Here is an 18,333-nt window from a genome sequence, read left to right on the forward strand (position 1 = left end):
CAGGAGGTTTCATGAAGCAGTTACTACAATACAACAGGGAAAAAAGTCCACGGGTGGAAAATGTACCATCGCCGCAATTGAAGGGGCCCGGTATCATCGTCGATAACCGGTGCTCGCTGATATCGGTGGGCACGGAACGGCAGATGATTGAACTGTCGCAAATGTCACTGGTGGGCAAAGCAAAACAAAGACCGGATCTGGTCAAACAGGTCCTTTCCAAAGTAAAGACGGAAGGGCTTTCGCAAACATACAACAAGGTTATGGGCCGCCTCAAAACGCCGACGCCGCTGGGGTACAGCACCGCCGGTGTGATCAAAAAGATTCACGACTCCCTGAGCCAGTGGACAGTGGGCGACCGGGTCGCATGCGCCGGATTCGGGTACGCCGCTCACGCCGAGACAGTCTATGTGCCTTCGAATCTCGCGGTGAAGATACCCGACGAAGTCTCTTTCGAGGAGGCCAGTTTCGTTACTCTTGGCGCAATCGCGTTGCAAGGGGTGCGAGTCGCCGACTTGAGACTGGGCGAGACCGTAGCCGTCATCGGGCTCGGCCTGCTGGGTCAACTGACATGCATGCTGCTTGAAGCTTCGGGATGCCGCGTTATCGGCTTGGATATCGACAAATCCAAACTGGAGTCGGCGAAAGAGTGCGGGGCGGAATTTACATTCGCGGTAGATGGCAGTTCCGGCGCGAATGTTATCAGCGCCACGGCCGGCAAAGGTGTCGACGCGGTGATTATCACTGCCGCCACAAGCTCGGCCGGACCGGTTGCTCTGGCCGGTGATATATGTCGCGAAAAGGGAACCGTATCAGTTGTGGGTGCCGTCAAGATGGATATTCCGCGCAAAACTTATTACGACAAAGAGCTCTCGCTGAAACTTTCGCGCTCTTACGGTCCCGGAAGATATGACTATAACTACGAGGAAGCCGGCAACGATTATCCGTTCGGCTATGTGCGATGGACGGAAAACCGAAATATGCAGGCATTTCTCGAACTCATAGCGAAAAAGAAAATCGATGTTAAGCGACTGATATCGCACCGCTTCGATATCGATGAAGCCGAGAAAGGATACGAACTCATTTCCGGTAGCACCAACGAGGCGTTCATGGGCGTTGTCCTCAACTATCCGCGGAAGAGTGCGGAATCATCGCCCGCAAGAGCCACCGGCAGCCGGATAACGATGAAACCGTCGCGGGTCAACCGCACCAATATTGGTTTCATCGGGGCGGGCGGTTTCGCATCGGGAGTACTCTTACCCAACATCGCCTCGATAAAGGCATACCATCCCAAAATGATAACGTCGGGAAGCGGTGTCTCGGCCGCGGGCGCCGTTGACCGCTTTGGCTTTGATGAGGCAGTTTCCACTACCGATGAGATTTTCGCCAGTGGTGAAATAGGCACGGTTTTCATAGCCAATCGCCACAACCAGCACGCCGAACTCGTTATAGAGTCGCTCAACAGGGGAAAAGCTACTTTTGTGGAAAAGCCTCTCTGTTTGACCCGCGAGGAGCTTCAGAAGATACAAGAGGCTTACTTCACGGCTGATGTTCCCCTGATGGTGGGTTTCAACCGGCGTTTTTCACCGATAATCCGCAAAATCAAAGACAGACTGCGCGATGTGCGTCACCCGCTGTCAATGCACTATCGGATCAATGCCGGGTTCATTCCATCCAATACCTGGGTGCAGGATCCGCAAAGCGGCGGTGGAAGAATCGTTGGCGAAGTTTGTCATTTCGTTGATCTGCTGTCTTTCGTAGCGGATTCAAGGCCTGTCAAGGTGCACGCCGAGGCCCTGACAATGCCCGATGAGCGCTACCGCAGTGATGACAACCTGCAGATCACGTTGAGGTTTGAAAACGGTTCAGTAGGAACAATAAACTATGTGGCCTCGGGAAACACCCTGATGCCGAAGGAATACCTTGAAATTTTTGGAGGAGGGAAAGCAATCACCATGGATGACTTTAAAGTATTTTCCGTTGCGGACGATAACGGTATTACGATGTCCAAAAGGCGGGCGCAGGACAAGGGTCACCGGACAATGCTCGAAAGCTGGGGTACAACACTGCGTGACGGTACACCTTCACCGATTCCGTTTGAACAGCTGGTTGACTCGACCAACGCGACTTTCGCCATCCTTGACAGCTTAGCAACAGGAGAACCGCAATGGATAACCGCCTGAACATCCTGTATATTTCGCATTACTTTCCGCCCGAAGTAAACGCCCCGGCGCTTCGTGTGTCAGAAATGGCGGCCAGTTGGATCGATAGCGGCGCGGATGTGACCGTGTTGACGGGATTCCCGAATCACCCTAACGGTATAATTCCCGAGAGGTATAAAGGGCTCAAGAGCCTCTGCGAGAATTTCGGCAAGATCAAACTCGTGCGCACCTATCTTTATGCCGCTCCCAACAAGGGCTTTGCAAAGAGAATCCTGAATTATCTGTCGTTTATGTTTTCATCGGTAATCCTCGGGATCCGAAAGATCGGCAAACCCGATATCTTGATCGCAACATCGCCGCAATTCTTCGTGGCCGTCGCCGGATATGTCATCAGCCGTATCAAGCGATGCCGTTTCATTTTCGAAGTTCGCGATGTCTGGCCGGAGGAAATAGTCGCCGTCGGCGCTATAAAGAACCGACTCGTAATCAAAGCGCTTGAGGCTCTCGAGATGTCTCTATACCGCAAGGCCGACCTCGTCGTCGCGGTCGCACAGGGGACCATAGACATTCTGACCAAAAGAGGCATTCCGCGCTCCAAGCTGGCGCTTATCCCCAACGGTGTCAATATTGATCACTTTCAGGACAGCTCCAGCGGCGCCATTGTGAGAAAAGAACTCGGACTCGAAAACGACTTCGTCGTAACATACCTTGGAACGCACGGCATGGCTCACAAACTCGAAACCATTCTGGAATCCGCCGATAAGTTGAGACAACATAGGGACATCAAATTCCTTTTTGTGGGCGATGGAGCCGAGAAGAGCAAGCTCGTCAGCAGGGCAGCGCAAATGAATCTGTCCAACGTGATCTTCCACGATCAGGTTGATCGGGAAAGAATTCCCGGATTCTATCACGCCAGCGACCTGTTTCTGGTGCCTCTTCGAAAGGCCAAACTGTTCACCAAGAATGTCCCGAGCAAGGTCTATGAAATCATGGCGGCGCGAAAGCCGATCATAATCTCCACCGAGGGAGAATCGAGGCGACTGATTGAGAGTGCCGGCGCCGGCATGGGAGCTGCACCGGAGGATGCCGCTGATATCGCCGACAAAATCCTGCGGCTCTACATGGATGAAGGATTGCGCCGGAAGATGGGACAGGATGGATACTCGTTCGTGTTGGCCAATGCATCGAGAAAGCGGCTGGCGGACGAATATCTGCAGATACTCGAAAGTGTCGTCTCGCCGGCGACAATCGACCAGGAGGCTGTTGTCGTGTCCGAAACCGAAGAGGATGTTGCCTACAAGACCGACATCGGAGTTCCGGCTTAAGGACCTGAAAGGCAGTGAAATACAATACTTGCTGGCCGGGCCCGCATCGGACCGTTTCGGGCCCGAAATTTTAATTCAGTTGAAAGGTTGCGCCGACAACCACCAGTGCGTATAACTGCAGAGAGGCCACACGTTATGGAAAAGAGCATGTCCTTCAGATTCGCCATATTTGCCATCGTCGCGGTCGCGCTAATCGGCACACACCTCTGCGGATGCGACAGTGACAGTCCTCGCGCCGCAGTAAACTATAATGAGCTTGATCTACTGTTGTCGGCGCCGCTAAAGCTGCAGATAGACGAGTGTCGGCTCGGTATGGACGCTTATTTGTGGCGTGACTTCATGCCTATCAGTCCTCCCGATGGTCAACCGTTGGCGGCATCGATCAACATTTCCACGCTCGACTCGGGTATTCTTGCGCCGAGCATTATCCCGCTAAGGTTGTGGGTTGTGAAGTCCGATTCTGAGGTCTGGCAAACAGATATCCCTACCGAACAAATCCGTCGCTACGAGACCTTTCTGGAGTTTCCCGCAACGGATGGACCGAAATGGGAACCGGGAATCTCAGTCGAGGTCATCGTCGAACTACGGAAAGACGACCAGTCGTACTACCTGCGCGCATCTGATGTTCTGATTCACCGCACCGACTGAGGCCGGCAAATGCCCGTCTACTGAACCCTCTTCGAAAATCGAAGCATCGAGAAACCAAGGACAGCCACCCCGAATATCGTCATCGCGTATACTTGCGGAAGCAGTTCGAAAAATCCCGAACCCTTCATCATAATACTTCGCGTAATTTCCATGAAAAATCTCATGGGATTCAACCATGTGACATACTTCATCCAATCAGGCATATTTGATATCGGAGTGAAGAATCCCGATGTAAGGATGGCGAATACGGAAAAGAACCAGGCAAAGAACATGGCCTGCTGCTGAGTTGATGTTACTGTGGAGAAAAACAGCCCCATACCGAGCGTCGTGAGCAGGTACAGCGCCGAAAGAGCGAACAGCAGTACCGGTGAGCCGACAAAGGGAATATCGAACCAGACCACACCTACCGTCAGAGCGACAATCATCTCGAACAGACCGAGCACCGCAAAAGGGAAGAGCTTGCCGGCCAGAAGTGTCCCGCGTGAGATGGGCGTGACGAGAATCTGCTCCAGCGTACCGTTTTCACGCTCGCGTACTATGGCCATCGACGTAAGCATGACTGTCACCATGGTTAGCAGAGTCGCAACTATGCCCGGTACCATATAGTAGACTGATTCAGCTTCGGGATTATAAAGCACGGCCGGGCGTACATCGATCGGCGTCTCCACGCCGGTGACTCGCCGGGAATACTGCTGCACCACCTGCTGAAGGTAACCGGAACCGATCGATGTAGAGTTGGCATCGGAACCATCGGCGACAAGCGAGATTGTCGCTCTTTCGCCCCTTGAGAGTTTCTTTGAAAAATCTTCGGGGATTATAAGCGCCATATCGCGGCTGATATCCTCAAAACTTCTCTCCAGATCAAGCAGGGGAACATCCGCCGGTGAAGGATCAAAATATTCACTCGATCCGGTTGCGTCAATGAATTCGCGGGACATCTGGCTCTGATCAAAGTCGTATACACTTAACCGGATGTTCTTGACATCCAGGTTGACAACATAGCCGAACAGCAACAGTTGCACTATCGGCACAAGGAAAATTATGCGGAGCATGTTACGGTCGCGAAAGACCTGGATAAACTCCTTGGTAACCAGTCCCAGGAACGCCTTGAGCATCTTCAACCAATCCTCGTATTGAATTTCTTTGCCGCGATCATCATGAAAATCACCATCAGAGCGATCATGTAGGCGGCCTGCACCCCGAGCATCTGGAGCCCAGCTCCCTTGAGCATGATGCCGCGAATAATCACCAGGAAGTATCTAGCTGGCACTATGTGAGACAGTGCCTGAAGCGCCACCGGCATGTTGCGAATGGCAAAAATGAATCCGGACAGCATGACCGAAGGCAGCAGGGTTGTTACCAGAGCCAGCATCATGGCAACCTGCTGTGTCCTGACGAGCGACGAAATAAGGATACCGACCGCCAAAGCTGTCGATACATATATGATCCCAAACCAGAGAAGCAAGAGCATCGAACCCTCAAAGGGTACAGCGAACAATATTTTAGCGAAAAACAGCACCAGCACACCATCGAGAAGGGCCAGCCCTATGTACGGTGCGATTTTACCGAGCAGTATCTGTGCCGCGGATACGGGAGCGGTCAGAAGCTGCTCCATGGTACCAGTCTCCTTTTCCCGGGCGATCGTAATCGAGGTGAGCAATGCCGAGATCATCAGAAGAATGATAGCCACCAGTCCGGGGACAAAGAAATGCGATGACTTAAGGTCGGGGTTGTAGAGCACCCGGATCGAAACATCGATCCCCGGCAACTTCGTATCCGGCGGCAGTTGCCGCAGCACGAAAGCGTTCACTATCGCTTTCGTATAATACTGAACCGCCGCGGACAGATTGTTGTCGGAACCGTCAACGAGCAGTCCTATCGAATAGGCTCTACGTTCGCGAAGGGCATCGGCGAAGCCCGGGTCGATAATCAGCACGGCCGAGGCCTCTCCGGTACGAAGAATACTCTCAGGGTCGTGTTCATCCACAGCCTTATCACTCATGCTGAAATAGCTGGAGCGGAAAAAGTCCTCCATCAGTCGGCGGGACTGGGGAGTCTGGTCGTAATCTATGGTCGCGATGACGATGTTTTCGATATCGAGATTTATGGCATAACCGTACAGAAAGGTCATCATGATCGGCATGGCGAACACAATCACCAGGGACCTGGGATCACGCAGGATGTGGTAAAGTTCCTTGAGGGCAATAAACTTAATTTTCGACATGACTCATCCTGCCGCTTATCAGATTAATGAACAACTCCTCGAGGTTGGCCGCTCCATAACGGTCAATCATATTCACCGGATTACCGACCTCGATTATGCGTCCCTGATGCATGATGGAAATTCGGCCGCAGTATTCAGCTTCATCCATATAATGGGTGGTAACAAAAACTGTTACTCCCTCCTCGGCGAGTTCATAAAGTATCTGCCAGAATTTGCGCCGGAACACCGGATCGACGCCGCTCGTTGGCTCGTCCAGAAACAGAATCCTTGGTTCATGAAGCAGCGACACCCCGAGAGCGAGACGCTGGCGCCATCCAATCGGCAGCGAGCTGGCCTGGCGGTCGATGAAATCGCCGAGATTCAGCCGCTCGGAGAGGTATGCCACCCGCTGCTTTATGCGCTTCTTATCAATACCGTAAGCCGCTCCGTAAAAATTCAGATTCTGGTTTCCCGTCAGGTCGGGATAGAGCGAAAATTTCTGAGACATGTAGCCAATGCTGCGCTTTATATCTTCCGACTGCCGGTAGATATCAAAGCCTGCCACCCGGCCGTTGCCTGATGTTGGCATCAGCAGGCCGCAGAGCATCCTTATGGTCGTGGTCTTGCCCGCCCCGTTGGCACCGAGAAATCCGAATATCTCACCGCTCTCAACAGCCAGAGAGATATCATCAACGGCCTTGAAGGCGCCGAAATGGCGCGAGAGATGCTCCAGGACTACAGCATGATCTTTCATAACGACCTCTCCATAAACTGTATGAAGCAGTCCTCGAGGTCCGCCCGGATCGGCTTAAGTTCGGACATTTCAATACCTGCCGCTGTCAAGGCTTCACGATGCCGCTCTACATCGTCGTCCGGTCCGACCGACAAATGGATTCCCGCTCCAAATCTGCGGGCATCCAGCCCATCAATCGACTCAAGCTTTTCAAGCAGCGCGGCGGCCGGTTCCCGGTCCAGCCAGTATAACTTTCCTTCAAAAAGGTCGGGCAGTGACTCGGGGGTACCCTCCACCAGCTTCTTACCGTTGAAAATAAAGCAGGCGCGGTCGGCCTTGGCCACCTCATCCATGTAGGGAGTCGAGACAATTATAGTCGCGCCCTTCTGTTTCAGCTCCAGCAATATTTCCCAGAACTGACGGCGCGAGAGCGGGTCCACGCCTGTGGTGGGTTCATCCAGAATCAGAAGTTCCGGCTCGTGAATCAACGAACATGACAAAGCCAGTTTCTGCTTCATGCCGCCGGACAGCGCTCCCGCACGACGATTCGCGAACGGCTTCAGGTTCGAAAACCCGTACAGGTATTCTGCCTTTTTGTCAAAGGCCTCCCTGACTATACCATATATGCCGCCATAGAATTTCAGATTTTCCTTCACCGACAGGTCGGGATACAGCGAGAATATCTGGGGCATATATCCCAGGATCATCTTGATGTGTTCAAAATCTCTCGCCACGTTCATACCCTTAATGATGATTTCTCCCGCATCTCTTGTTATCAGGTTACACAGGGATCTCATTATCGTTGTTTTACCGGCTCCATCGGGACCCACCAGGGCGAATATCTCCCCCTGATTGACCTCGAAAGAGAAATCCTCAACGGCTTTTATATCACCGTACGATTTCGAAAGACTTGTAACGCTTGCGAAGCTCATCACTCACCAAGAGTTACATAAACCGGCATACCTATCTTGAGATTGCCGTCGGTGTTTTCCATCCGGACCTTTACCGCATAAACGAGATTCGCGCGCGACTGCTCGGTCTGAACGTTCTTGGGAGTAAATTCAGCCTCTTCGGATGTCCACACGACCTCGCCGCGGTATCGCTTACCGCCCGATTCCGTATCGACAGTCGCGCTGTCACCAATTTCAATTCGCGCGAAATTCCCGGCAGGAAGGTATACTTTCACCCAAAGGGAGCCAAGAAGTGACACTTTCGCTATCGCGCCACCGGGTTTGAGAAGCTCGCCCTGATCAACATATTTTTCCGTTACCACCCCGCCGATAGGCGATAGGGGATAGCAGTCGTGAAGCTCGCGGTTTATAGAGGCCATGTTGGCGTCGATTTGTGACAGCTGAGCCTCGAGAGTGGCCATCGCCGCCGCCGCGGTCTTTCTTGAGAGGATTGCCTGCGAGAGTTCAAATTCAAGCTGGTCCAGCTGCTTTCGCGTGGTTGTTCCGGACTGATAAAGTTTTGCGAACCGGTCCCGCTCACTCGATGCAAACGCCTCGGCCTCTTTTGCCTTGGCGAGCTGAAGACGCGCCGATTCAAGCTGCGCCAGCGCCACTTTTCGGCCCGCCTCGGCGCTTTGAAGCTGAAGCTCCAGGCGGCTCGGATCTATGACCAGTAAGGTGTCACCGGCATTGACAGTCGTGCCCTCGTCAAATGCCATCGAGAGCACGCGACCCGATGTTTCCGCCGAGACGATTGTCTCATCGGCTTCCAGAAGTCCGGAACCGCCCGGCGCTCCCGTTTCCGAACTACAACCCCCGACGGAAATCGCGAGCAACGTTACCAGAAATACGGTCAATCGCTTCATATTATATTCCTTCCTCCAATTTTTTCGACCCCGTAGCATAGTAATACTGACTCAGAACCATGTAGTAAGCGACCCTGGCCGAAGCCAGGGATGCTTCAGCCTCACTTAAAGATGTTTCGATTTCGATCAGCCGATTGGCTGCCAGCACACCTTGACGATGTTGATCCGTTACCAGACGGTAATTGTCCGACGCTATGCGGTGATTCTCTGCAGCGGTGCGGTACTCCTCCAGGGCCAGTTTCAGGTTTTCGAGTACGAGCCGCGCCTGCTGATCAAGCTGCTCGCGGGTCTGCTCGTACTGGTTGCGGGCGGCCTCAAGTTGATGTCTTGACATTGACACCTTCCGCTGTGACTTGCCACCTAGGTTAAACGACCAGTTCAGCCTTGCCCCAACGATGAAGTAATCGTTGAACTCATCATGAAAGTAATCCAGATTCGGTTTGCCCCACGAGTACCCCGCAAACGCGGAGAGCGTGGGGAAGTAATCGGCCCTGTTTAACGAATAGAGAGAACTGCTCATTTCGACCGATGATGACGCGGCCAACAACTCCGGTTTTTCTGTTGAGACGCCGGAAAAGCCCTGAGTGCTTTCGGGTGGGTCCGAGAGGACATCGATCAGATCGAGGTGCTCCGTCGGTTCCAGGCCCAGCAACACGAGAAGTCGAAGTTCGCTTTGCCGACGGTAGGTTTGAGCTTGCTTCAACTGAAGCCCGGCATTCGCCAGAGCAAGACTTGCATCAAGAATGTTCACCGAGTCCGCGGCGCCGGCGTCATAAAGCGACTGAGTATCATCGCGTATTACCTTCGCTCTCTTGAGACGGGCTTCAGCGGCGTCCACAAGAAGATCCCCCCTGTAGAGGGTCAAATATTCAATCCGGGCCGCGAGAATGAGTTCATCCTCGCTGGCTCTACTGAGAGCTTCGTAATAATCGCGCGTTGCCTGCGCCAGGCCGATACCTCCCGATATTCTACCACCGGTAAACAGCGGCATGGTCAATCTCAGGTCAGTCAGGTAGGTCTCTTTGAACCCGAAATCTCTGGTCAAGGTATACACGCCGGGTATGGCGATCTCGAGTTGCGCCACTTCATTCTTGTACGATGCCAGCGCATCAAGCGATAATGTCGGCATGCGCTCGGAGACCGCGGCTTTGAGATTCTGCTGATAAGCCTGCGCCTGCGCCCGCGATGCTTTCAATTTGTACGAGTGCGCCCGCGCCAGGCCCACGGCGTCATTAATAGTGATCTCTTTCGCCGAAGCCATTGATGCTATCACAGGTATCAACAGCAAAAGTAATGATATTTTGATTTTCATCGCGCCTTCACTCCATTCATAAATAGGTCGAGTATCGCCGCCTTTCTCTCTTCGATAAAAGTGGGCTCGTTGGTGAACTGCCAGACTTTGTCGAACAAGCTGGACATGAGAAAGAAACCAATACTCATCGCTATAAAGGATATCATCGCCTGACGGCCATCGACAGCGCGAAGCGCGCCGCTTCTGGCACCTGCCGACAATGCTTTTACAAACTCGTTCGGTAGCCCGGAATCCTTCATCAACTTCGCGATGCTCTTGACTATTTCGCTGGAAGGATCCGCGAGTTCACGCAGAAAGAGCTGAATTGTGGACGGCTCCTTGAAAAAGATGCTGACGTGGAAATCCAACAGGTTTTTCAGTGTTGACTCGAGACCTGACTCGCCGGTCAACTCGCTACGGAGGGTTGGGAGCTGCTGGGCGAGACGATCGGTGATGACCTCGCGGTAAAGCTTCTCCTTGGATGAAAAGTGATAGTAAATCATGGCCTTGTTGACTTTGGCCGCCGCGGCAATTCTGTCCACACGCGCTCCGGCGAGGCCGTTTTTGGCGAATTCGACCGCCGCTGCTTTCAGAATCCGTTCTTTGGTGTCTGTCCTTTTTTGGCCGGGAGAAGCAATACCATTATTTATATTAGTCATCGCATTGACCTTTTAGTTGAAACTAACCATTTAGTTAATTATACGGCATATTTCAGATTTTGTCCAATATTTTCTTTAAAATTCTCACAAAATTCTATAAGGAATTGTGTGACACCGTGTTGTGTGACTACTTCAATCGCTGCTCAGAAACGTCGGGATGATCTTATTGGCCCGGACCACCGTCTCGGGGGAGTTCTTAAGATGAGGACAAGGGCAGTAACAGCGAACAGCGCCATAGACCCGAATATCAATACCGACACAGTGCTTGTTTCTGGATGATCCGGGATGCCACCGAGCGCAGCGAGAAGGAATGCCCCCCCGACAACGATCAACCATCCGATAGCAACGCCTCGGGCAGATTGGATGTGCCGGCCTATCATCCATCCAATCCAAACTGTTACCGCCGCCACGCCGCCACTGATCATCAGTGGTGCCCATGAACCGGTCCGTGACATGCCCCAAATACCCATGACAAAAATATATATACCGAAAAGTATGACGAGTTTGTCAATTTTCATGAGTGCCCCTTTTTTACCTGCATAGTAAAAGTATTACGTATGACAGGCGCGTCTGCGGAACAGTTCAGGACATTTTTTGAAAAAAAAGTGACGGCTGGTCTGCGGTAGGATAAAAGAGGTTTCGGCCGGACTGTCAGATTTTTCGGACCAAATCAGGAAGGTCAGTTATGATACCGTCAACCCCGCTGTTTATCAACCGCTTAGCCAGTTCAGTGTCATCAACTGTCCACACCCACACCGGGTAGCTGGCGCGTGTCATTCGCCGGACGAACCCGAATTTCAAAAGATGAAAGTTCACCGCCACAAGATCAGCCCGGCACTCCTTGAGCCGTTTCAATGGATACAATTCACTGATTCTGACTCGAAATGATGCCGGCGAGTCAACGCCGAGGATCAAACCGGTTCGAACCTTCGGCCAATATGATTTTACTTCACTGATGGACCTGTCGTTGAATGAAGTGATAACGACGTCATCAGCGCTGACATGAGCCTGGATAAAGACGACGATCTGTTGTTCGTACCCTTCTTCCTTAAGCTCGATATCAAGTCCTATTCTGTTTTTATACAGATTCAAGGTCTGCTCGAGAGTGGGCAATTCGAATCCTGCTGAACGCGCAGCATCTCTGGCCTCGTCAAGCGTCTGTCTGCTCAGCGGGGCAGAGGATCCTTCGATGGACGGATCATGGTGCACCACGAACACGCCGTCCTTCGTGCGGCGAACGTCGAACTCGATCGCGTCGGCGCCCATCGAGATCGCTTTCTCGAACGCATCGAGAGTATTCTCCCGCGCCGCCTTCGATGCTCCTCGGTGAGCTATAACGAGCGGGCGGGAAGATTCCCCAATGTTCTTTTGCAATCTCACAACAAGATACAGACAGCAAGAACTTGTTTCAGTGATAAGTGTCCAGGTACTTGGCGAATGTCTTAAGAGTCTCAGGCGTTGATCGGTACAACAAATCAGGGTTGTCGCGCGAGGTAATCTCGTAAATGATAAAATAGTCCAGCAGGTTGCTGTCGAGCAATTCCAGTGTATAGTCCTCGCCCTTTGTCGCGACCAACTGGCAGATAGTCGCCTCTCGCTCCTGAAGCATCAGTTCGTCATACGGCGACTCGATATTGGCAAGCATTGTCTCGGCGTAATTCGGTTCGTATTTCCACAAGGCTTTCACGACAGCATAGAAGCACCAATCCCCGTTGCATCTCACCTCAATCCGATGCGCGTCACTCGTATCCTGATTTATCGCATAGACCGGTTCAAAGGTCCAATCCTCCCATCCGGCGCCGGTCGCCTGCCGGTAGTGGACCAGGTTTTCCAGCAACTGCTCGTGATTTCGGTTGAGAAGATGCGCGATCGTAATCTCCTCGACCGCTCGCGCGCTATCACCGCGGATCCAGGCTGCGTCTGCCAGAAACCAGTGGGCCCAGCAGTCATAGTAGTTGCTGTCAATGGACATCTCAAAACAGGAAACAGCGCTTCTATAATCGCCGAGCATGAAATAGCAATTGCCGATAAGAGTGAGAATGTGGCTCACCGATGGATCAAGGTCGTACACTTCTTTGTAGAGTTCCAGAGCCGCAGCGAAATCTCTCGCCTCAAAGGCTCCATCGGCTATGGTCAGAAGCTGGCTGCCCGAATCGCTCATGTTGTAGTTTCGCAGCTCCCACTCTCCGTGCGATGAGTCGATGTAATAGGGGGTTCGGAAGACTTCTCGCTCAGGATGCTGCATTGTCAACGTCGTGTCTTCGCCAAGCTCATAAACAAGATTGGATCTCTCTATCAGCCGCAAAAGTTCCGATGGGGAATGAATTCTACCATTTATTTCGATAGTCGTGGTATCCGGCTCCTGCTGAGCCATCACCGCCGTGGCAAACAGAAATGCGAAAATGACAGCCAGCGCGACAATCCTAAAGTCACATTTGGTACTATTCATGTACCCTCCCTTTCAACAGGTTTTCTCAACATTCATACTGGCCAGACGAATTGTTCTTCCCGAAAAAAGTACTGTAACCGCTGTGTTTCTACAAATTCTTCTTCACCCAGTTCTCAAGGCCATCGGTCAAGATCAACTCCTGCGCAGCCGCGCCCACCGGACCGATAGAATACGCCTTACCATCGAACTCAAGCTTTGATTTGCCGAAATCAACCCTTGCCTTTGCTTTCGTGGCAATCGTCAGCTTCTGTGTGCCATATTTGGCCTTCAGGTCATTCACAAGATCAGGAGCCTCGATAGCCAAAAAACCGTTGTTAAGAGCGTTGCGTTTGTAAGTCTCACTGAACGAGCCGGCGATGACCAGGCGAATGCCCCTGTATTTGAGAGCCGTAGCGGCCTGTTCGCGCGATGAACCCGTTCCGAAATTAAACCCGCCGACAAGAATATCACCCTCTTTCGCCATCTTGCCGAACTCCGGATCATAATTCTCCATCACCACGCCGGCCTGTTGCTGGGGCGTGAAGTCGTCGATATAGGTATATTTGCCCGGATAGATACCGTCGGTGTTCAGATTGTCGAGATGGCAAAAAAGCACGTCCCCCTCGACAACCTCCGGGAATCCATCTACGATAGTCACCTTGGCGGTTCCACTGGATGCTTTTTGGGATGTCTCAATCGACGCTCTAATTTCTGCTGTTTCCATTTCGAACGGCATAGCTATGTGCCCGGCTATGGCCGATGCCGCTACCACCGCCGGAGAAGCGAGATAAGCCTGCGCCGTTTTCGAACCCATCCGTCCCTTGAAATTGCGATTGGTAGCCGATATGCCAACCTCTCCATCTTGCAATAGTCCTCTGCCCAGACCAATACAAGGTCCGCATCCGGGGGGGAGCTCAATCGCGCCGCTGTCGAGAAGGGCTTTCCAGTCGCCGCGACGTTCGCTCTCGGCCTGAACCTCGCTCGATGCCGCCGCTATATAAAACTCGACACCATCGGCAACTTTCTTGCCACGCACCACCTCGGCTGCTTCGGCCAGATCCTGAACACGGCTGTTCACACACGACACCAGGTACGCTTTGTGTATCTTGACACCCTTCATTTTTGGGACCGGGGTCATCACCTTGACATGGTTCGGGCCCGATACATACGGCGTTACCGTACCTAAATCGAGTGAGAGATGCTTCGCATAAAAAGCGTCATTGTCGGCCCTAAGCCCCTCCTTCTTAAGAATGGACAGTCTCTCACGATTCATGCGCGGATGTTTCCCCTTGCCATCGGCATCCGATGGCACACCCGCCAGACCGCGCTCCTCGACAAAAGCGATCCGTTGTTCGAGCCAATTGAACGTAATTTCGTCGATGGGGAAGACTCCCGCGAGCGCACCCCACTCGGTGGTCATGTTGGCGATTGTCAGCCTTTCGTCGATTGAAAGGGCCGCGAGACCATCACCGACAAACTCCACCGCGTGATTGAGCACTTCGTCTTTATTGAAAAAGCCGCACAGTGCGATAATCACATCTTTGCCGGTCACGCCCGATTGAACTCTTCCTCTCAATTCTACCTTTGCCACCGGCGGAACCTGCCACCAGGTGCGACCGGTTGCCCAGATAGCAGCCGCGTCGGTTCTGACGATCGGGGTACCGAGACATCCGAGACCTCCGTACATGTTGGAGTGACTGTCCGATGCTACCACCATCGTGCCCGGCCAGGCATAACCCTCTTCACACATAATCTGGTGACCAATCCCGCGGCCCGCCGGGTAGAAATCGACACCCATCTGTTTGGCAAAAGCCTCAATCTTTTTGTACTTGGCCAGATTATCTTCGCTGGTGTCCTGTACGTTGTGATCCAGAGTATAAACCACTTGACGGGGGCTGGCGATTTTCGAGGCGCCTATCGATTTGAATTTGGGGATTACAGCGCCGGTATTATCGTGCGTCATCACGTGAGCCGGGCGAATGGAAAGGTAGTCACCGGCTCTTACGATATGGTCCTTTTCGAGTCCGACAGCGAATCGCTGGGCTATTTTCTCAACCAGATTTTGACCGGTGGACTTTCGTGTGTCACTCATTATTGTCTTTCCCTTTTACTGTTGCGTGTCATGCGGCCCAGACAGTGCCTTAAAACACGGCCCGGTCCTTATCACCCGCGGACTGCCTAAATTGCAGAAATTTAGATTCTATCATAACGCATGGCCGAATGCGTGTCCAGCCTAATCGGACAGTACCCTGACCATCTCGATGCACATTCCAGGTCCTCGCACACAAAAAGATAGAGCCATATTTTTGTTTATCGGAATTTTTATTATGCCCCCCAATCACTCTGGCGTGAATCAATTGCGCGCCCAATTGATTATCATACAAGTATATATGTGGCTCGAGGAAACGGCTAAAATGGAATTGAGTAACCACAATTATCAGTATTAAGTGAAAAGAATCACAACAAAATGGCTCTTTTGCCCTACAATTCCCTTGACATCGGCTCGGTATTTCAATATCTGTTAGTAAACGCTAACTAATAGGTGAGGCTATGAAGGTCGTTGTTCCCGATAGAAAAGCACAGATTATACAGCAGGCGACCCGGCTGTTTGCCGACGATGGTTTCGACAAAGTCACAATCAAGGAGTTGGCTGATGCTTGCGGCATAACCGAGCCTGCCCTCTACAGGCATTTTTCATCGAAAGACGCCATCTACGACGCTGTTCTGGATTCAATCGAGAGGCGCCTCAGTTCTCAGCATTTGTTCGCTCAGTTAAGCAATGAGAATGATCTGTCAACGCTACTTGAAACAACAGCCCGGCACATTCTGGATTATTTTACACAGAACCAGGATGTTTATCGACTGATGCTCTTCTCCGCGCTCCGTGAGCATTCTAAGGCCAAGAGGGTCTTTCAACTGATTCGTGGATCTTATGTTCGTTTTCTGCTGGCACATCTGGATCGTCTGTACGAGCAGGGAAAAGTAGTAAAGAAAAACAATGAGATAACGGCTCGGTGTTTTATCGGGATGGTGTTCGACTGTGCCATGAATATCACTCTCTGGAAGGGGTTCCAGGGAAAGGACTTCAAACCGAATGAGGTGATTGCCAATAACATTCCCATATATGTACGAGGGCTGCAGAATCACTGAGAAAAATCGGCTTCCGAGCAAAGCCTGACAACTCAGGCGTTTTCGATCCAATAAGATTGACTATCGGGACCTCACTTAATGCCGCTCCCGAGCGGTACTGCCATACCCTCTGAAACGCACCGCGGCAGACGCAAAAAACAATTGTCAACGGGGAAGCAAAAGGCTTATAATACAATACTTCCAATTAGCGACAACAATCAGAAAAGGCTTCAGGATATTATGGCGGACAACAAAAAACGTACTCTTTACCGGCATCCCCTCGCCGCAGTTGGCGGCGCAATCTTTTCAGCGGGTGTCTTTCTCTTTCTGATTCTACTGGTTATCGACATCACCAGCCCGGTCGACAACCCTTATCGATCACTGGTGACGTTCGTTATAGCTCCGTTTATCATTACTCTCGGATTTATCCTGTTTCTGCTGGCCATATGGCTGCAGGTCAGAACCGCGCGCAGACGGGGTGAATCGGTCCGGTTCAATCTCTCGGTTGATCCGACCGACCCCAATTACATGCGCAACCTGTGGCTTTTTCTCGGCTTATCCGCGGTCCTTATATTCCTGGTCGTATACAGCGGCAAGGAAGCCTATGACGCCACCGATTCGGTCGCCTTTTGCGGAGAAACCTGTCACACTGTCATGGAGCCTCAGAATGTAACCTATCATAACTCAGCCCACGCCCGGGTGCCATGCGTTGAGTGTCATATCGGCCCGGGGGCGTCGTTCTATGTTCGTTCCAAGATAGATGGTATCCGTCAGTTGTGGGCCACCGCGTTGAATACATATTCGCGACCGATCGAAACACCGGTGGAGAATCTTCGACCGGCGCAGGAGACCTGCGAAGAATGCCACTGGCCGAGACAGTTCTACGGTGAAAAGCTGGTCACTCATACTTATTATCGTACCGATGAGGCCAACAGTCCGTGGACAATCAAAATGCTGGTCAAAATCGGCGGTGGTAATCCCCGTACGGGCATCCTCGAAGGTATCCACTGGCACATGATCGGTTCCAACACCATCGAATATGCAGCTTCGGATCGCAAGCGTCAGGTTATCAACTGGCTGCGCCTGATTACGAATACCGGAGATACGGTCATATATAGCCGCCCCGATGAAGACTTGCCGGACTTTAATGATCCCGAAACGGAAGTGCGCAGGTTTGACTGTATGGACTGTCACAACCGACCGAGCCACTCGTTTCTGGCGCCGGCAACGAGCCTGAATCTGGCTCTGTCAACCGGTCAAATATCGTCTGATCTGAAATATATCCGGCAGGTGGGCCTCGATCTTCTCAATGCGGAATACGAAAATCGCGATCAGGCCAACGAAGCCATGTCGGTTGGCTTGATTGAATACTATCAGGAAAACTATCCCGACCTGGCGGAAAACAAGATCGATGAAATAGATCAGGCAACCGACATACTCCTGCGTATTTACAACCAGAATTTCTTCCCGGAGATGAAGACCGATTACCGCGTGAGGGAGAATAACCTCAGCCATTTCGTGAATGACGGCTGCTTTCGGTGCCACGACGGCACAATGGTCAGCGAAGACGGCAAGCCCCTCTCCCACGATTGCGGTACGTGTCACCTGATAGTCTCACAGGGACCATCGAAAAACGTCAGCGAGCTCGAGGCGAATCTTGGCGGCCTTACTTTTCAGCATCCGGAAGATATTGACCAGGCCTGGAAAGAGTTTAAGTGCACCGAATGCCATACCCCGGAATCCGGTTATTAGAGCGCAACCTGCTGCCCGACAGTGGTGCAAGCCGTGCTTGTGAAAAATAGTGCTTGAAGTTAGTGAATATTTACTTATATTTTCGGGAAAACAGGATTATTTCGGTCGTATGGGTTCACGCCAACCAGAGATCTTGGCATAACCGCCACGGTTTGACCGAATCGTACCGACCGGGTAAACAAAGATGGTG

The 18,333-nt window shown here is 52.1% G+C and carries 15 protein-coding genes; 5 read left to right on the forward strand and 10 right to left on the reverse strand.

The genetic code is table 11. The features are described 5' to 3' along the window. Window positions 1-11 precede the first annotated feature (11 nt). From AB1483_02595 to AB1483_02605, 3 genes are all read left to right on the forward strand, one after another. Window positions 12-2,180 carry a bi-domain-containing oxidoreductase gene (locus tag AB1483_02595; GenBank protein MEW6411344.1) on the forward strand — a complete coding sequence of 723 codons (2,169 nt, stop codon included), beginning with the start codon at window positions 12-14 and terminating at the stop codon, window positions 2,178-2,180. After that, window positions 2,165-3,484, forward strand: a complete 1,320-nt coding sequence (locus AB1483_02600; protein ID MEW6411345.1) for a glycosyltransferase family 4 protein — start codon at window positions 2,165-2,167, stop codon at window positions 3,482-3,484. Before AB1483_02595 ends, AB1483_02600 begins: the two co-directional genes overlap by 16 nt. Window positions 3,485-3,631: 147 nt before the next feature. Then, a complete protein-coding gene (locus tag AB1483_02605) occupies window positions 3,632-4,132 on the forward strand; it encodes a hypothetical protein (GenBank protein ID MEW6411346.1) in 501 nt (166 codons plus the stop codon). A gap of 17 nt (window positions 4,133-4,149) precedes the next feature. Here AB1483_02605 and AB1483_02610 read toward each other — a convergent pair whose 3' ends face one another. From AB1483_02610 to lysF, 10 genes are all read right to left on the reverse strand, one after another. Beyond that, the gene (locus tag AB1483_02610; GenBank protein MEW6411347.1) at window positions 4,150-5,247 is read right to left on the reverse strand and encodes an ABC transporter permease; all 1,098 of its coding nucleotides are present in this window, start codon (window positions 5,245-5,247) and stop codon (window positions 4,150-4,152) included. 2 nt (window positions 5,248-5,249) lie between these two features. Beyond that, a complete protein-coding gene (locus AB1483_02615; protein ID MEW6411348.1) occupies window positions 5,250-6,356 on the reverse strand; it encodes an ABC transporter permease in 1,107 nt (368 codons plus the stop codon). Next, the gene (locus AB1483_02620) at window positions 6,343-7,089 is read right to left on the reverse strand and encodes an ATP-binding cassette domain-containing protein (protein ID MEW6411349.1); all 747 of its coding nucleotides are present in this window, start codon (window positions 7,087-7,089) and stop codon (window positions 6,343-6,345) included. Before AB1483_02620 ends, AB1483_02615 begins: the two co-directional genes overlap by 14 nt. Then, window positions 7,086-8,000 carry an ABC transporter ATP-binding protein gene (locus AB1483_02625; GenBank protein MEW6411350.1) on the reverse strand — a complete coding sequence of 305 codons (915 nt, stop codon included), beginning with the start codon at window positions 7,998-8,000 and terminating at the stop codon, window positions 7,086-7,088. Before AB1483_02625 ends, AB1483_02620 begins: the two co-directional genes overlap by 4 nt. Next, complete coding sequence (locus AB1483_02630) at window positions 8,000-8,884, reverse strand: HlyD family efflux transporter periplasmic adaptor subunit (GenBank protein MEW6411351.1); 885 nt, start codon at window positions 8,882-8,884, stop codon at window positions 8,000-8,002. The genes AB1483_02625 and AB1483_02630 overlap by 1 nt, the downstream gene beginning before the upstream one ends. Window position 8,885: 1 nt before the next feature. Then, window positions 8,886-10,196, reverse strand: coding sequence for a TolC family protein (locus tag AB1483_02635; GenBank protein ID MEW6411352.1), 1,311 nt, complete (start codon window positions 10,194-10,196; stop codon window positions 8,886-8,888). Next, entirely contained in the window at window positions 10,193-10,834 is a 642-nt protein-coding gene (locus tag AB1483_02640; protein ID MEW6411353.1) for a TetR/AcrR family transcriptional regulator, read from the reverse strand. The genes AB1483_02635 and AB1483_02640 overlap by 4 nt, the downstream gene beginning before the upstream one ends. A gap of 651 nt (window positions 10,835-11,485) precedes the next feature. Continuing rightward, window positions 11,486-12,214, reverse strand: a complete 729-nt coding sequence (locus AB1483_02645) for a glycerophosphodiester phosphodiesterase (protein ID MEW6411354.1) — start codon at window positions 12,212-12,214, stop codon at window positions 11,486-11,488. A 28-nt stretch (window positions 12,215-12,242) separates the two neighbouring features. Then, window positions 12,243-13,283 carry a tetratricopeptide repeat protein gene (locus AB1483_02650; GenBank protein MEW6411355.1) on the reverse strand — a complete coding sequence of 347 codons (1,041 nt, stop codon included), beginning with the start codon at window positions 13,281-13,283 and terminating at the stop codon, window positions 12,243-12,245. A gap of 88 nt (window positions 13,284-13,371) precedes the next feature. Then, window positions 13,372-15,354, reverse strand: coding sequence for a homoaconitase (lysF, locus tag AB1483_02655; GenBank protein MEW6411356.1), 1,983 nt, complete (start codon window positions 15,352-15,354; stop codon window positions 13,372-13,374). Window positions 15,355-15,812: 458 nt separating this feature from the next. On the opposite strand from lysF, the gene AB1483_02660 reads away from it, so the two are divergent. Next, window positions 15,813-16,412 carry a TetR/AcrR family transcriptional regulator gene (locus tag AB1483_02660; GenBank protein ID MEW6411357.1) on the forward strand — a complete coding sequence of 200 codons (600 nt, stop codon included), beginning with the start codon at window positions 15,813-15,815 and terminating at the stop codon, window positions 16,410-16,412. 219 nt (window positions 16,413-16,631) lie between these two features. Next, window positions 16,632-18,143, forward strand: a complete 1,512-nt coding sequence (locus tag AB1483_02665) for a NapC/NirT family cytochrome c (protein ID MEW6411358.1) — start codon at window positions 16,632-16,634, stop codon at window positions 18,141-18,143. Window positions 18,144-18,333: the final 190 nt, after the last annotated feature.

It is taken from the genome of Candidatus Zixiibacteriota bacterium (genome assembly GCA_040756055.1).
Taxonomy (GTDB): domain Bacteria; phylum Zixibacteria; class MSB-5A5; order GN15; family FEB-12.

Excerpts from the sequence above, each read along its gene's own strand:
- AB1483_02595 (MEW6411344.1), top strand. The coding sequence starts at position 12 with ATGAAGCAGTTACTACAATACAACAGGGAAAAAAGTCCACGGGTGGAA.
- AB1483_02600 (MEW6411345.1), top strand. The coding sequence starts at position 2,165 with ATGGATAACCGCCTGAACATCCTGTATATTTCGCATTACTTTCCGCCC.
- AB1483_02605 (MEW6411346.1), top strand. The coding sequence starts at position 3,632 with ATGTCCTTCAGATTCGCCATATTTGCCATCGTCGCGGTCGCGCTAATC.
- AB1483_02610 (MEW6411347.1), bottom strand. The coding sequence starts at position 5,247 with ATGCTCAAGGCGTTCCTGGGACTGGTTACCAAGGAGTTTATCCAGGTC.
- AB1483_02615 (MEW6411348.1), bottom strand. The coding sequence starts at position 6,356 with ATGTCGAAAATTAAGTTTATTGCCCTCAAGGAACTTTACCACATCCTG.
- AB1483_02620 (MEW6411349.1), bottom strand. The coding sequence starts at position 7,089 with ATGAAAGATCATGCTGTAGTCCTGGAGCATCTCTCGCGCCATTTCGGC.
- AB1483_02625 (MEW6411350.1), bottom strand. The coding sequence starts at position 8,000 with ATGAGCTTCGCAAGCGTTACAAGTCTTTCGAAATCGTACGGTGATATA.
- AB1483_02630 (MEW6411351.1), bottom strand. The coding sequence starts at position 8,884 with ATGAAGCGATTGACCGTATTTCTGGTAACGTTGCTCGCGATTTCCGTC.
- AB1483_02635 (MEW6411352.1), bottom strand. The coding sequence starts at position 10,196 with ATGAAAATCAAAATATCATTACTTTTGCTGTTGATACCTGTGATAGCA.
- AB1483_02640 (MEW6411353.1), bottom strand. The coding sequence starts at position 10,834 with ATGACTAATATAAATAATGGTATTGCTTCTCCCGGCCAAAAAAGGACA.
- AB1483_02650 (MEW6411355.1), bottom strand. The coding sequence starts at position 13,283 with ATGAATAGTACCAAATGTGACTTTAGGATTGTCGCGCTGGCTGTCATT.
- lysF (MEW6411356.1), bottom strand. The coding sequence starts at position 15,354 with ATGAGTGACACACGAAAGTCCACCGGTCAAAATCTGGTTGAGAAAATA.
- AB1483_02660 (MEW6411357.1), top strand. The coding sequence starts at position 15,813 with ATGAAGGTCGTTGTTCCCGATAGAAAAGCACAGATTATACAGCAGGCG.
- AB1483_02665 (MEW6411358.1), top strand. The coding sequence starts at position 16,632 with ATGGCGGACAACAAAAAACGTACTCTTTACCGGCATCCCCTCGCCGCA.